Origin of the sequence: Ruegeria intermedia, from assembly GCF_900129345.1 — a bacterium.
GTDB classification, from domain to species: domain Bacteria; phylum Pseudomonadota; class Alphaproteobacteria; order Rhodobacterales; family Rhodobacteraceae; genus Ruegeria; species Ruegeria intermedia.
The window spans coordinates 121,755-135,602 of record NZ_FQVK01000004.1 but is presented as its reverse complement, the minus strand read 5'-3'; the positions used below and the strand labels follow the sequence as shown (position 1 = coordinate 135,602).

Sequence of the window (13,848 nt, the reverse complement as noted above, 5' to 3'; positions counted from 1 at the left end):
ATCCGGCGCAAGAAAGTTCAAGAAAGGGACATAAATGTCTGCCCTACATATCAAAAAAGGCTCCAACCGCCATTCGGCCTACAACCTGCGCCCGACATTTTCGGACGTGCAGGAGCGCCACACGATCGCCGTTCTGGTCGAGAACGAACCGGGCGTTCTGGCGCGGGTGATCGGGCTGTTCTCGGGGCGTGGCTACAACATCGAAAGCCTGACCGTGGCCGAGGTCGACCACACCGGCCACCTCAGCCGTATCACCATCGTGACCACCGGCACGCCGCAGGTGATCGAGCAGATCAAGGCGCAGCTGGGCCGGATCGTGCCTGTGCACGACGTGCATGACCTGACCGTCGAAGGCCCCTCGGTCGAGCGGGAACTGGCGATCATCAAGGTCGTGGGCGAAGGCGAAAAGCGCGTCGAGGCACTGCGCCTGGCCGACATCTTTCGGGCCAACGTGGTGGACAGCACCTTGAATTCCTTCATTTTCGAGATTACCGGCACGCCAGAAAAAATCGACGCCTTTGCCGACCTGATGCGCCCGCTTGGGCTGACGGAAATCGCCCGGACCGGCGTGGCCGCCCTGCTGCGCGGCAGTTGACGGGTCGCCCCCCACCGCGCAAGGGGGGCGCTTGTCTTCAAGTCCACTCCAACCCATCGCCGGTCAGTGTCAGCTGATCGGCCCCAATAGTTTGCGCAAAACCCCCAAAAGCCTGTTGCGTTTGGCCTACAAGGCGTTAGTTTGATGGCGGTTCTTTCCGATAGGAAAGCTCTTGGGGAAAAATATGCGGTATATCGATCCGAGCCGACGGCGGACGCTGCGTCGGAACAGTCGTGTCGCGTTGCCATAGGCCATGTCCGGACAAGGCATGGGTCACAAGGCACGCAAACCAGAGGAATTGCGCGCCATGCTGGGCGCGAACCTCCGGCAGTTGGTCGGCAGCTACGCTTCGGTGTCCGAAGTCTGCCGCCGTCTGGGCATCAATCGCACCCAGTTCAATCGATATCTGTCCGGCGAAAGCTTTCCCCGGCCCGATGTGCTGGACCGGATCTGCCGCTTTTTCGGGGTCGATGCCCGCATCCTGCTGACCGCGCTGTCCGAAATACAAAAAAACGACCCCGTGCCCGCGCCCCAATTCCTGCTGGAATTTTTTGGCGCGGACCGGGGACTGGCGGACGAAACCCCTCTGCGCGGCGGGTTTTACCACGTCATGGAGACCGATCCCGGAGACCGTCCGGAAACCCGCCACCTGTTGCTGTTTGCCCGAAACCAGGGCAGCTGCGCGACCGTGCGCGCCTTCGGCCCCGTCACGCCGGGCGCGACTCCGGCCTCACGTGAACTGCGCGGCCTGGCCTTCCGCTCGGGCGCGACGACACAAATCATGATGGGGCATCGCGGTGCCACCGGCACCCGGATCTACGTTCTTGCGGACGGGACCGCTCCGGCCGCGTCAGCACGCATGGGCTACAGCGTCAGGCCGGGCGCAAACGCCTGCGACTGCCGAAAGTTGGAACTGCGGTTCCTGGGGCAAGATCTGAGGGCGGCGCTGGGGGTCGCGCGGCTGGCCCGGTCCTGACCCCTCAGCAGGCCGCCACCATGTCGTTGTGAGAAAAACCCGGGTCGCGGACATGACAGCGGGCCGGCGGTGGGACTGCTTAGGCTGGGTGGCAACCGAGGAGGACCCCATGGCCAGCACCCTGACCGATCTGTCTGCCGTTCGTCAAAGCATCGAAACCGCGCTGGGCCTGCCCAACGCGCACTATACCGACCCCCGGCTGCACGCCGAGGAGAGCCAGGCCCTGCTGCTGGACGGCTGGTCCGGGTTGGCCGTCACCGCCGACGTGCCCGAACCGGGCGATGCGGTCCCGATCGAGTTTCTGGGCATCCCCCTGCTGTTGCTGCGCGACCGGTCGGGCCAGGTGCGGGTGTTCCAGAACATCTGCCGCCACCGCGGCATGATCCTTGTCTCGGAACCGCGCAGGATCGAAGGCGCGATCCGCTGCCCCTATCACAGCTGGTGCTATTCGACCGAAGGCCGCCTGGTGGCGACCCCGCATGTGGGCGGGCCGGGCCACAACGCGCATGACGCGGTGAACCGGTCCGAACTGGGCTTGATCGAGGTGCGCAGCCATATCTGGCGCGAGGTGGTCTGGATCAACGTGTCGGGAACCGCTCCGGCCTTCGAGGATGCCAACGCCAGGCTGATTGAACGCTGGGCCGAGTTCGACCAGCCGCTGTACCATGGCGGCCCCGACAGCGCCTTCCGGCTGGACGTGAACTGCAACTGGAAGCTGGCGGTCGAGAATTACTGCGAAAGCTATCACCTGCCCTGGGTGCATCCCGGGCTGAACAGCTACTCCCGGCTGGAGGACCACTATCACATCCAGGAGCCCGGCCTGTTTTCCGGCCAGGGAACCTTGGTTTACCGCCAGCTGACCGGCGAGGACGGCCGCACCTTCCCCGATTTTCCGGGGCTGAGCGCCAAGTGGGACACGGCCGCCGAATACATCGCCGCCTTCCCCAACGTGTTGCTGGGCGTGCATCGTGACCACGCCTTTGCCATCATCCTGCGCCCCGAGGCGCAGGATCGCACATCGGAACATATCCACCTGTTCTATGCCGCCCCCGACACCGATTCCGACCTGCGCGCGCGCAACACCGAGCAATGGAAACTGGTGTTCGAGGAAGACGTGTTCGTGGTCGAAGGCATGCAGCGCGGTCGCGCGGCGCCCGGGTTCGACGGCGGGCATTTCTCACCGGCGATGGACGGGCCGACACATCTGTTCCATGACTGGGTCGCACAGCGGCTGATCGCACGCCGCGACAGGCCCGCCGCCGAATGAGCGCACTGGACGACCGTCTGCTGAACGCCCATGCGGCCGGAGACATCCCGGCCCTGGCGGTTCTGTATGAACAAGCCGCAGACGCGCAGACGGACGGGGACGCAGCGGCGTTCTTCCTGACCCACGCCTATGTGCATGCGCTCGAGGCGGGCCTGCCGGCGGCCGACCGGCTGCGCCAGCGCCTGATCGACATGGGGCGCGAAGTTCCGCAGGCGTGACCGCGCCGATCAGGTCGGGGCGGTCTCGTCACCGTCATCGTCCTCGGTGATCTGCCGGTACAGGTGCCAGCTGGCATGGCCGAACAGCGGCAGCACGATCAGCAGGCCCAGAAACCACGGGATCATGGCGATGAAGGTGGCAACCGCAATGAACGCGCCCCACCCCAGCATCACGCGCTTGTTCACCGCAACATAGGCATAGCTGGAAATCATCGCCGTCACGAAATCCAGTTCACGGTCCAGCAGCATCGGAATCGACAGCACCGAGATCATGTAGAGCAGGATCGCGAAAAGCGCCCCGACCACGGCTCCGACGGCCAGCATGGTCAACCCGTTCGGTGTCAGAAACACCTCGAGCGACGAGGACACGTTGGTCATGGTCGACAGCCCCATGAACAACGCAAAGATCATGTGACCCAGAAAGAACCAGAACAGGAAGATCACCACGATAATGGCGCAGATCGACGGCAGTTGCCGGCGGCCCTGCTGGATCACAACGCCGAAGATGGCGCCGAAATCCAGCGGTTCGCCCTGTTCCAGCCGGTGCGAAACCTCGTACAGCCCCACCGCTGCAAACGGCCCCAACAGCGGAAACCCGATGGCCGCCAGCACCAGCCAGAAACTGGTGCCCGTCTGCACCGTGATCCAGGCCATCAGCCAACCGACCAGAACGTAGAACCCCGCGAACAGCAGACCGAAGATCGGCGCGCGGCGATAGTCCTGCCAGCCCCGGCGCAGCGCCGTGCGCAGCATTTTGCGGCTGGCGGGTTTCAACTTTGGAACTCCGAATGGCCTGTCCATGTTCCGTCTGTCCTCCCAGTTCCTTCAAATCTCGGGCGGCCGCTGCTGCGGCCAATGCGTCACCGCATGATAGGCAGCCCCGATCGACAGCAGCCGGGCATCGCTGCCGCGGGGTCCGAACAGCTGCATGCCCATCGGCAGGCCGCCCGGACCGAACCCGGCCGGAACCGACAGGCAGGGCAGCCCCAGCAGGCTGACCGGCGTCACCACCTGCATCCAGCGGTGATAGCTGTCCATCTCGACCCCGGCGACGCGGCGCGGATACGGCCAGTCCACCGGAAACGGCCAGACCTGTGCCGCCGGCAGCACCAGCGCGTCAAATTCGGAAAACAGCGCCACCGCCCGCCGGTGCCAGTCTGACCGGGTCACGCTGGCGGCCTGCAATTGCATCGCGGTCAGGGCCAGCCCGCGCTCCAGCTCCCACAGGGCGCTGTCCTTCAGGGCGTCTCTGCGGTCGGCCAGGGGTTGCAGCCCGGCCGCCACGCTGAACGAGCGCAACGTGATCCAGGACTCCCAGATCCGTTCAGCATCGAAGGGGGGCGGCACCTCCTCGACCGTTGCGCCCAACTGGGTGAACAGCGTCAGTTCGCGCGCGCACAGCGGCAGGATGCCGTCTTCGGTCGGGAACGCCCCGCCCCAGTCGCCCAGCCAGCCGATGCGCATGTCCTCGAGGCTTCTGACCGGCACGGGCGAGACCGGATCGCTGTCGAACGACAGGGGCTGGCGCGGGTCCGCGCCCGACATCACGTCCAGCAGCAGCCCGATATCCTCAGGGCTGCGCGCCATCGGGCCCAGAGTCGAAAGCTGATGCAGATACAGATCGCCCACCGGGTCGGACGGAATGCGGCCCCAGGTCGGGCGGAAGCCGTAGACATTGTTCCAGGCGGCCGGGTTGCGCAGGCTGCCCATCATGTCGGACCCATCGGCCAGCGCCAGCATCCCCGTGGCCAAGGCAACCGCCGCCCCGCCCGAAGACCCGCCGCAACTGCGCGTCAGGTCATAGGGGTTGCGGGTGGCGCCATAGACCGGGTTGAACGTATGCGACCCCAGCCCGAATTCCGGCGTGTTGGTCTTGCCGATCAGAATCGCGCCGGCCGCGCGCAGGCGGGCCACGATCAGGTCGTCGGCATCGGGCACATGGCCGCGAAACAGGGGAGAACCCTGGGTCGAGGGAATGCCGGCCACGTTCACCAGATCCTTGACCGCCATCGGCAGACCGTGCAGCGGGCCATGCCGGGCATGGCCGTCGGCCGCCCGCGCCTGCGCCATCAGTGCGTCTTCGTCCTGTAGCGCCACGATGGCGTTCACCCGGTCGTTGACCTGCGCGATCCGGTCCAGCGTCGCGCGCATGACCTCGACGGCCGAAACCTGCCCCGCGCGCAGCTTGCCCAGCAGTTCGACGGCCGAAGTTTCGATTGGGGTCATGGGGTTGCGTCCAGGCTGTGATCGAACTCAGCCTAGCGATGGACGGGTTGCATTTAAACCCGGTGTTTTGGATGTATCTATTGCCGGCGCCGCGCGATCAGTCGTCCGACTGCGCCTCGGCCCGGCTCTTGCCCGATACGTTCATCGCCAGAGTGGCCGCCATGAACCCGTCCAGATCACCGTCCAGCACGCCCTTGGTGTCCGAGGTCTCGTAACCCGTGCGCAGGTCCTTGACCATCTGATAGGGCTGCAGGACATAGGACCGGATCTGGTTGCCCCAGCCGGCATCGCCCTTGGCTTCGTGCGCAGCGTTGATCTCGGCGTTTCTGCGGTCCAGTTCCATCTGGTACAGGCGCGATTTCAGCGCCTTCATGGCGATGTCGCGGTTCTGGTGCTGCGATTTTTCCGAGCTGGTCACCACGATGCCGGTCGGGATGTGGGTGATCCGCACCGCCGAGTCGGTGGTGTTGACGTGCTGACCGCCCGCCCCCGAGGACCGGTAGGTATCGACACGGATATCGGCCGGGTTCACTTCGATCTCGATATTGTCATCCACCACCGGATAGACCCAGACCGAGCTGAACGACGTGTGCCGCTTGGCCGCCGAGTCATAGGGCGAGATGCGCACCAGCCGGTGCACGCCACTTTCGGATTTCAGCCAGCCATAGGCGTTGTGCCCCGAGATCTTGTAGGCCGCCGACTTGATCCCCGCCTCTTCGCCCGGGGTTTCCGACTGCAGCTCGACCTTGTAGCCCTTCTTCTCGGCCCAGCGGACATACATCCGCGCAAGCATCGAGGCCCAGTCGCAGCTTTCGGTGCCCCCGGCGCCCGCGTTGATTTCAAGGAAGGTGTCATTGGCGTCGGCCTCGCCGTCCAGCAGCGCCTCGAGCTCTTTTTCGGCCGCCTTGTCGCGCAGCTTCTTCAGGGTCTCTTCGGCATCCTTGACGACCTCTTCATCGCCCTCCATCTCGCCCAGTTCGATCAGTTCGATGTTGTCGTTCAGATCGGTCTTGATCGACTCGTAGGTCTCGATGGCATCGACCAGAACCTGCCGTTCACGCATCAGCTTCTGCGCGTTTTCGGGGTTGTCCCACAGGTTGGGGTCCTCGACGCGGGCGTTGAACTCCTCCAGCCGGTGCGGCGCGGTTTCATAGTCCATACGCTGGGCCAGCAGCTCCAGCGATTTTTGGATCTCGGCCACGATGTTCTGGATTTCGGCGCGCATGGTCAGGTCCCAACTTGCTCAATCAGGCCTGCGTGATAGCAAGAGGTTCAGGCCACCACAAGATGACCCGCGCGGGTTTGCACAGCTTTCCCGCGCTCGGCGGCAGATCAGTACAGTCCGCCGCCCTGCAGGTCGCCCTGGCTGGCCTTCGGCCCCACGATGACCGTTTCGCCGGTCGAAGTCTGAACCTGGCGGCCTCCGCTCGTGACCTCCTCGAACAGAGGCAGGTCGGACCCCATCGCGAAACCGCCATCATACACGCGGTCGATGAACCCATCGACACCATCGCGGAAGTATTCGGCCACGACGTAATCGCCCGTCGCATCATCCGGCAGCCGCGCGCCGCTGAACCGGTCGATCTTGATGAAATGGCCGCCCGGAGGCACTTCGAACGGGCCGCCGCCGTATTTCGCGACCGCCTTTTCCATGAAGCTCTGGAAGACCGGCCCGCAAAGCGTGCCGCCATAGGCCCCCCGCCCCATCGGGCGCGGACGGTCATAGCCGATATAGCAGCCGGCGACGATGTTCGAGGTGAAGCCGATGAACCACGCGTCCTTGGACTCGTTGGTGGTGCCGGTCTTGCCGGCGGTCGGCACCGGCAGATTGACCACGCGGGATGCGGTGCCCCGTTCCACCACGCCCTTCATCATCGAGGTCAGCTGATAGGCGGTAATCGGGTCCATCACCTGTTCGCGGTCATCCACGATGGTGGGGGCCGCGTCAGGTTCCAGCCAGCTGGAATTGCAATCCAGGCATTGCCGGTCATCATGCCGATAGATCGTCTTGCCGAACCGGTCCTGGATCCGGTCGACCAGCGTGGGTTTGACCCGCTCGCCACCGTTGGCGAACATCGCATAGGCCGCAACCATCTTGTAGAGCGTCGTCTCCTCGGCCCCCAGCGCGTTGGCCAGGTACGGCCCCATGTTGTCGTACACGCCGAACCGTTCCGCATAACCCGCGACCACGGGCATCGAGACCTCTTGCGCCAGACGAATGGTCATCAGGTTCCGCGACTGCTCGATCCCGGTGCGCAGCGGCGTAGGGCCGTAGAATTTGTTGGTCGAGTTCTTGGGCCGCCACAGGCCCTGCGGCGTGTTCACCTCGATCGGCGCATCCACCACGATGGTCGCCGGGCTGTAGCCACTGTCGAGGGCGGCGGCATAGACGAAGGGCTTGAAGGCCGAACCGGGCTGGCGCAGCGCCTGGGTGGCGCGGTTGAACACCGAATCCTGGTACGAGAACCCGCCCTGCATCGCCAGAACGCGGCCCGAGTTCACGTCCATCGCGACGAAACCGCCCTGAACCTCGGGGATCTGGCGGGCCGACCACTGGCCGTCTTCGGCGGCCACCACGAGGATCACGTCGCCGCGCTTGAAATTGGCATGGAAATCGCCCTGCATCCACTTGATGTCGCTGCGCGGGATGATGCCGTCGGCCGGCCCGTTTTCGACCCCCACGGTCAGTTGCTGGTCGGCAACGTCCAGCACCACCGCCGGATACCACGGCGTGGGAAGCACCACGTCGCGCGGAACCTCCAATTTGGCCAGCTCTGCGCGCCATTGTGCCTCGTCGGCCAGTTTCTCCTCGGGGATGGTCAGGCCGGTTCCGCGCCATTTCCCGCGCGACCGGTCGTATTTCTGCAACGCCTCGCGCAGGGCGCGTGCGGCTTCGACCTGCATCTCTTCGTCCACCGTGGCGCGTACGGTGAAACCGCCGGTAAAGAATTCGCCCTCGCCGAAATCCTCGCTCAGCTGGCGGCGGATCTCGTCGGTGAAATAGTCGCGCGGCGGCAGCGCGGTGCGGAAGCTTTCGAAATCGCCGTTCTGGACCGAGCGCAGCGGTTGCGCCACCTCGGTCTCATAGGTCGCCTTGTCGATGTAGCCGTTCTGGTACATCTCGCGCAGCACATAGTTGCGCCGCGCCAGCAGGCGATCCTTCTGCCGCACCGGGTGATAATCCGACGGCGCCTTGGGCATGGCCGCCAGGGTCGCCGCCTCGTGCGGGGCCAGTTCCTGCAAGGTCTTGTTGAAATAGGTCTGCGCGGCAGCGGTCACGCCATAGGAGTTCTGACCCAGGAAGATCTCGTTGAGATAAAGTTCGAGGATCTGTTCCTTGTCCAGCGTCTCTTCCAGGCGGGTGGCCAGGATGATTTCCTTGATCTTGCGCTCGGCCCGGCGATCGCCCGACAGAAGGAAGTTCTTCATCACCTGCTGGGTGATGGTCGAGGCCCCGCGCACGTTTTCGCCCTTGGACTTCACCGCCTCGATCGCGGCGGCGATGATGCCGCGCGGGTCATAGCCCTGATGGGTGTAGAAGTTTTTGTCCTCGGCCGAAATGAAGGCCTGCTTGACCAGGTCCGGGATTTCCTCGGACGGGGTGAACAGGCGGCGTTCCTGGGCGAATTCGTCGATCAGGTGGCCTTCGCCCGAATAGATGCGGCTGATGGTGGGCGGCTTGTACTGGGCCAGCGACTCGTGGCTGGGCAGGTCGCGGCCGTACATCCAGAACACCGCGCCGATCACCAGCGCCGCCATGAAGATACCAAGCGTCACGAGGCTGAAGATCGCCCCGAAAATCGAAAGAATGAACCGGATCACGTTGCTGCCTTTTGTTCGCGGTGCCGCCTATATAGTGCCGCTGCACACAAGGGTCAAAGCACCCGCGCCGATACTAGCCGTTTTGCGCCGCAGGGTCACTGCCCAATCAGGCCGCGGCGGGCCAGATCCTGCTGCCGCCAGGCCTGAAGCCCCTGAAGGATGCCACGCGCCATGGTCGATCGCCATTCGGGATTTTTCAGGTTTTTCAGGTCTCTGGGGCTGGACAGGAACCCCAGTTCGATCAGAACCGACGGAATGTCGGCGGACTTGAGCACCGAAAACGAGGCCCGGCGGACGGGGCGGCGGTTCATTGGCCCGCCCTGCTGCGCCATGCCGTTGGCCAGGCTCTGGGCCAGCGCCTCGGTGCGGGGTTGGGTCTCTTGCCGGGCCATGTCCAGCAGAACGTCGGCGATCTGGTCGTCCGAGCCGCTCAGATCGACGCCGGCGATCAGGTCGTCGCGGTCGTGCCGCTCGGCCAGTTTGCGGCTGGCCACGTCCGAGGCCTCGTTGGACAAGACATAGATCGTGGCGCCGTGGGCCTGCCCCTCGGACAGCGCGTCGGCATGCAGCGAGATGAAAACATCGGCCGCGGCGCGATGCGCCAGCGCGATCCGCCGTTCCAGCGAGACGAAATGATCGTCGGCCCGCGTCAGGACCACTTCGAACCCGCCCGCGCGCAGCAGTTCCTCGCGCAGTTCGCGGGCAAAGGTCAGCATCAGGGTCTTTTCGTTGGTTCCGCCCGCCTCGGCGCCGGGGTCGATGCCGCCATGGCCCGGGTCAAGCATCACCCGCAGCGCCCGTCGGTCATCCGTGCCGCGCTGCGCCGGCACGTCGGCCGGGGGCGGCAGATCCCATCCGGGGGTTTGCGGCGCGCCCGCGTTTGCGGCGAAGCTTTCGAAATCGGTGCCTTTCAGGTTCAGGATCAACACCGCCGCGCCCGAGGCCGGATCGACCCGCATCGCGGCCCGGTCCACCGCCAGCGGCGCCCCCAGTTCCAGCACCAGACGCGACCAGCCGGGCACATAGGCCCCGAACCGAACCGCGCTGATGCGCCGAGTCTGCAGGAAGGCCTCGCGGTTCAACCCGCTCCAGTCGACTTCCTTGAAGTCGATCACCATCCGGTACGGATCCTGAAGGGTGAAGATGCGATAGGGCACGCCCTGGCTCAGCCCCAGCTGGACCTGCACGCCCGCGCCGTCATCGTCGATGATCCGGCTCTGCTCGGGCAGCACGCGCGCCAGGGCGTTGAAGTCCTGCGCCCATGCCGCGCCGGTCAGCGCCCAGATCAGGGCGAGTGCGAGAAGGATCCTGCTCATGGCCTCAAGTTTTCCCGAGATCGTGTGTCAGCAGCCTATCGCAGCGCGGCCGGTTTGTGAACGCCTCAGGCCGACTTCTGCGCGGCCTGGCGATCCGCCATGAAGCTGCGCAGCCGTTCCAGGCCCTGCTCGATGTCCTCGGTCGACCGGGCGTAGGAAAAGCGCAGGGTCGTATGGCCGCGCATCGGGTCGAAATCCAGCCCCGGCGTCACGGCGACGCCGGCCGTGTCCAGGATCTCGGCGGCAAAGGCGCGGCTGTCGTCGGTCAGGTCCGAGACATCGGCATAGACATAGAACGCCCCGTCCGGCGGCGCGATGTTGGTGAACCCGGCCTCGGGCAGGCCCTTCAGCATCAGGTCGCGGTTGCGGCGATAGACGGCCAGGTTGCCCTGCAACTCGTCCTCGCAATCCATCGCGGCCAGCGCGGCGACCTGGCTGGCATGAGGCGCGCAGATGAACATGTTCTGGGCGATGCGCTCGACCACGCGAACCTGATTCTCGGGCACAACCATCCAGCCGACCCGCCAGCCGGTCATCGAGAAATACTTGGAGAACGAGTTGATGACATAGCACTCGTCGGTCAGTTCCAGCGCAGTGACCGCCTTGGCCTCGTATTCCAACCCGTGATAAATCTCGTCGCTGATGAACGAGGCCCCCTGCGCCTGTGCGGCCTCGATCAGCGCGCCCATGGCGGCGTGGTCCAGCATGGTTCCGGTCGGGTTTGCCGGCGAGGCCACCATCAGCCCCTGCAGGTCGAGCCCGTCAAAGTCCCGTGGCACGGGTTGCAGGCGGTTTTCCGGTGCGGTCGGCAGATCGACCGGCACCAGACCCAGCGCCCGCAGGATCTGCCGATAGGACGGATAGCCCGGCGCGCCGATCCCCACCCGGTCGCCGCTGTCGAACAGCGCGGTGAAGGCCAGCAGGAATCCGCCCGAGGATCCGGGCGTGATGACCACCCGTTCGGGGTTCAGATCAACGTCGTACCACTCGCCATACATCCGGGCGATGCGTTGCCGCAGCGCAGGCAGACCCAGCGCAACGGTATAGCCCAGCGGGCCTTGTCGCATCGCGTGGGCAAGCGCATCCAACGCGCCTTGCGGGGCGCCGGTTCCGGGCTGGCCGACCTCCATGTGAATGATGTGGCGCCCGGCCTCTTCGGCGCGGCGCGCGGCCTCCATCACGTCCATCACGATGAAGGGATCAACGCCCGACCGGGTTGAGTTTCGCATGCCCATCTCCCATGTTGCGACCATGGCTTTTGAACGCGGATCCCGGCTGGCGTCAATCCCGGCATTTCTGCTGGCGGCGGCGCTGTGGATCGCGGCCGCCGCACAAAGCCACGCGCAAAGCCTGATCCGCGACCCCGATATCGAACACGGGCTGCGCGAACTGGCCTTTCCGATCCTGCGCGCGGCGGGACTGAACACCAACCGCGTGCGCGTTCTGGTGGTCAAGGACGATACGTTCAACGCTTTCGTGATCGACTACAACACGATCTATGTGAACCACGGGCTGATCCTGAGCGTCGACAGCCCCGAGATGCTGCAGGCCGTGATCGCGCACGAGGCCGCGCATATCGCCAACGGGCATCTGGCCCGGCGGGCCGAGAACCTGCGCGCCGCCCAGCGGGCCGCCGGGTTCGGAACCGCGCTGGCCATGATCGCCGCGGCCGCCGGGGGCGGCGAGGCCGCAGCCGGGATCGCAGCCGGAACATCCGCCTCGGCGCTGCGCAGCTTTCTGGGCCACACCCGCGCCGAAGAGGCCTCGGCCGACCGCAGCGCGGCCGGATACCTGCGCTGGGCCGAGATCTCGCCCAGCGGCATGGTCGCCCTGCACCGGAAATTCGCCGGCCAGGAATTGCTGAGCGAGGCCAATCAGGACCCCTACATGCGGTCGCACCCCACCAGCCGCGAGCGCCTGCGCGCCGCCGAGGCCTTTCTGGATGAATTCGGCGACCGCGCCAAACCCGACCCGAACGCCGACTATTGGTTCGCGCGGGTCAAGGGCAAACTGTCGGCCTTCCTGCGCTCGCCCAGCTGGACCCTGCGCCGCGCCAGGGAAGAAAGCGCCCGGGACATCCGCCTGATGCGCGAAGCCGCCGCCCATCACCAGAACCGCAATCTGGGCGCGGCCCTGTCGGCCATCGACGGAGCCTTGGCGATCCGGCCCGAGGATCCGTTCTATTACGAGTTGAAAGGTCAGATCCTGCTGGAAAATCGCCGGTTTGCGCAAGCGGTCGACGCCTATGCCAAAGCGATGGAACTGGCGCCGCGCGATGCGCTGATCATGGCCGGGTACGGGCGCGCGCTGCTGGCCGAAGGACGCATGAAGGACGCCCTCCAAGTGCTTGAAAAGGCACGCGCCCGCGACTATCGAAACCTGCGGCTGATGCAGGATCTGGGGGTGGCCTATGCCAAGCTGGGGCAACCCGGCATGGCCGCGACCGTCACCGCCGAACGCTATGCCCTGCAAGGCCGGCTGGCCGATGCGGGCATCCACGCAAGACGCGCCGTCGGGCAGTTGCCCGAAGGCTCACCGGGTTGGCAACGGGCACAGGATGTGCTGATTGCCGCAGAACGCGCTGAGAAATCGAAAAGGAAACGGAAATGATCCTCAGACACGCCGCACCTGCCCTTCTGGGGCTTTCCCTGATATCCGGCCCGGCGCAGGCGCTGGACCTGAGCGCCATGAGCCCCGACGAAAAGGCCGAGTTCGGCGCGGCCGTGCGCGAATATCTGCTGGAAAACCCCGAGGTCATCATCGAGGCGGTCAACATTCTGGAGCAGCGCAACGCCGCGGCCGAAGCCGCCGCAGACAAGGACCTGGTCGCGGCCAATGCCGAGGCGCTGTTCGATGACGGCTACAGCTGGGTGGGCGGCAACCCGGACGGCGACATCACTCTGGTCGAGTTCATGGACTATCGCTGCGGCTATTGCCGCCGCGCGGTGCCCGAGGTCGACGCCCTGCTCGCGCAGGATGGCAACATCCGCTTTGTCATCAAAGAGTTCCCGATCCTGGGCGACGCCTCGGTAATGTCGTCGCGTTTTGCGATCGCGACCAAGCATGTGGCCGGCGACGACGCCTACAAACAGGTGCATGACGCGCTGATGGAATTCGGCGGCGACGTGACCGAGGTGGCCCTGCGCCGCATTGCCGACGGGCTGGGGCTGGACGGCGATGCGATCGTCGCCGCAATGGACAGCGACGCGGTGACCGAGGAAATCGCCCAGACCCGCGAACTGGCGCAACGGCTGAAAATTTCGGGCACGCCCAGCTTCGTGCTGGGTACGGAAATGCTGCGCGGCTATCTGAAGGCCGATCAGATGCAGCAGATCGCCGACGCCGTGCGCGCCGAACAGGGGTAGTCAGCCAGAAGGTCGAGACCGGATACTTCACGGCAGAGGAAAGCCGCAGCCAAGCGCTGCGGC

At 65.4% G+C, this 13,848-nt stretch carries 12 protein-coding genes; 6 read left to right on the top strand and 6 right to left on the bottom strand.

Annotated features, from left to right (window positions below; all coding sequences use genetic code 11):
• Positions 1 to 34 precede the first annotated feature (34 nt).
• From ilvN to F3H26_RS04615, 4 genes are all read left to right on the top strand, one after another.
• Entirely contained in the window at positions 35 to 595 is a 561-nt protein-coding gene (gene ilvN / locus F3H26_RS04630) for an acetolactate synthase small subunit (protein WP_149774899.1), read from the top strand.
• A 268-nt stretch (positions 596 to 863) separates the two neighbouring features.
• Positions 864 to 1,571: a helix-turn-helix domain-containing protein gene (locus F3H26_RS04625; RefSeq protein ID WP_149774898.1), complete on the top strand. Its 708-nt coding sequence runs from the start codon at positions 864 to 866 to the stop codon at positions 1,569 to 1,571.
• A gap of 109 nt (positions 1,572 to 1,680) precedes the next feature.
• Positions 1,681 to 2,838, top strand: a complete 1,158-nt coding sequence (locus F3H26_RS04620; protein WP_149774897.1) for an aromatic ring-hydroxylating oxygenase subunit alpha — start codon at positions 1,681 to 1,683, stop codon at positions 2,836 to 2,838.
• Complete coding sequence (locus tag F3H26_RS04615; protein WP_149774896.1) at positions 2,835 to 3,056, top strand: hypothetical protein; 222 nt, start codon at positions 2,835 to 2,837, stop codon at positions 3,054 to 3,056. The genes F3H26_RS04620 and F3H26_RS04615 overlap by 4 nt, the downstream gene beginning before the upstream one ends.
• A gap of 9 nt (positions 3,057 to 3,065) precedes the next feature.
• Here the strand turns inward: F3H26_RS04615 and F3H26_RS04610 are convergent, their stop codons facing one another.
• From F3H26_RS04610 to F3H26_RS04585, 6 genes are all read right to left on the bottom strand, one after another.
• Positions 3,066 to 3,857, bottom strand: a complete 792-nt coding sequence (locus tag F3H26_RS04610) for a DUF2189 domain-containing protein (RefSeq protein ID WP_149774895.1) — start codon at positions 3,855 to 3,857, stop codon at positions 3,066 to 3,068.
• A gap of 24 nt (positions 3,858 to 3,881) precedes the next feature.
• Positions 3,882 to 5,282: an amidase gene (locus F3H26_RS04605; RefSeq protein ID WP_149774894.1), complete on the bottom strand. Its 1,401-nt coding sequence runs from the start codon at positions 5,280 to 5,282 to the stop codon at positions 3,882 to 3,884.
• A 97-nt stretch (positions 5,283 to 5,379) separates the two neighbouring features.
• Complete coding sequence (prfB, locus tag F3H26_RS04600) at positions 5,380 to 6,507, bottom strand: peptide chain release factor 2 (RefSeq protein ID WP_149774893.1); 1,128 nt, start codon at positions 6,505 to 6,507, stop codon at positions 5,380 to 5,382.
• Between the two features lie 107 nt (positions 6,508 to 6,614).
• Positions 6,615 to 9,104 carry a penicillin-binding protein 1A gene (locus F3H26_RS04595; RefSeq protein ID WP_149774892.1) on the bottom strand — a complete coding sequence of 830 codons (2,490 nt, stop codon included), beginning with the start codon at positions 9,102 to 9,104 and terminating at the stop codon, positions 6,615 to 6,617.
• A 95-nt stretch (positions 9,105 to 9,199) separates the two neighbouring features.
• Positions 9,200 to 10,420, bottom strand: a complete 1,221-nt coding sequence (locus F3H26_RS04590; protein WP_149774891.1) for an N-acetylmuramoyl-L-alanine amidase — start codon at positions 10,418 to 10,420, stop codon at positions 9,200 to 9,202.
• 65 nt (positions 10,421 to 10,485) lie between these two features.
• The gene (locus F3H26_RS04585; RefSeq protein WP_149774890.1) at positions 10,486 to 11,649 is read right to left on the bottom strand and encodes a pyridoxal phosphate-dependent aminotransferase; all 1,164 of its coding nucleotides are present in this window, start codon (positions 11,647 to 11,649) and stop codon (positions 10,486 to 10,488) included.
• Here F3H26_RS04585 and F3H26_RS04580 point away from each other — a divergent pair.
• On the top strand, positions 11,648 to 13,030 hold the full coding sequence (locus F3H26_RS04580; protein WP_149774889.1) for a M48 family metalloprotease: 1,383 nt from the start codon (positions 11,648 to 11,650) through the stop codon (positions 13,028 to 13,030). The two genes, F3H26_RS04585 and F3H26_RS04580, sit on opposite strands and share 2 nt — an antisense overlap.
• Positions 13,027 to 13,785, top strand: a complete 759-nt coding sequence (locus F3H26_RS04575; protein ID WP_149774888.1) for a DsbA family protein — start codon at positions 13,027 to 13,029, stop codon at positions 13,783 to 13,785. Before F3H26_RS04580 ends, F3H26_RS04575 begins: the two co-directional genes overlap by 4 nt.
• Positions 13,786 to 13,848 lie beyond the last annotated feature (63 nt).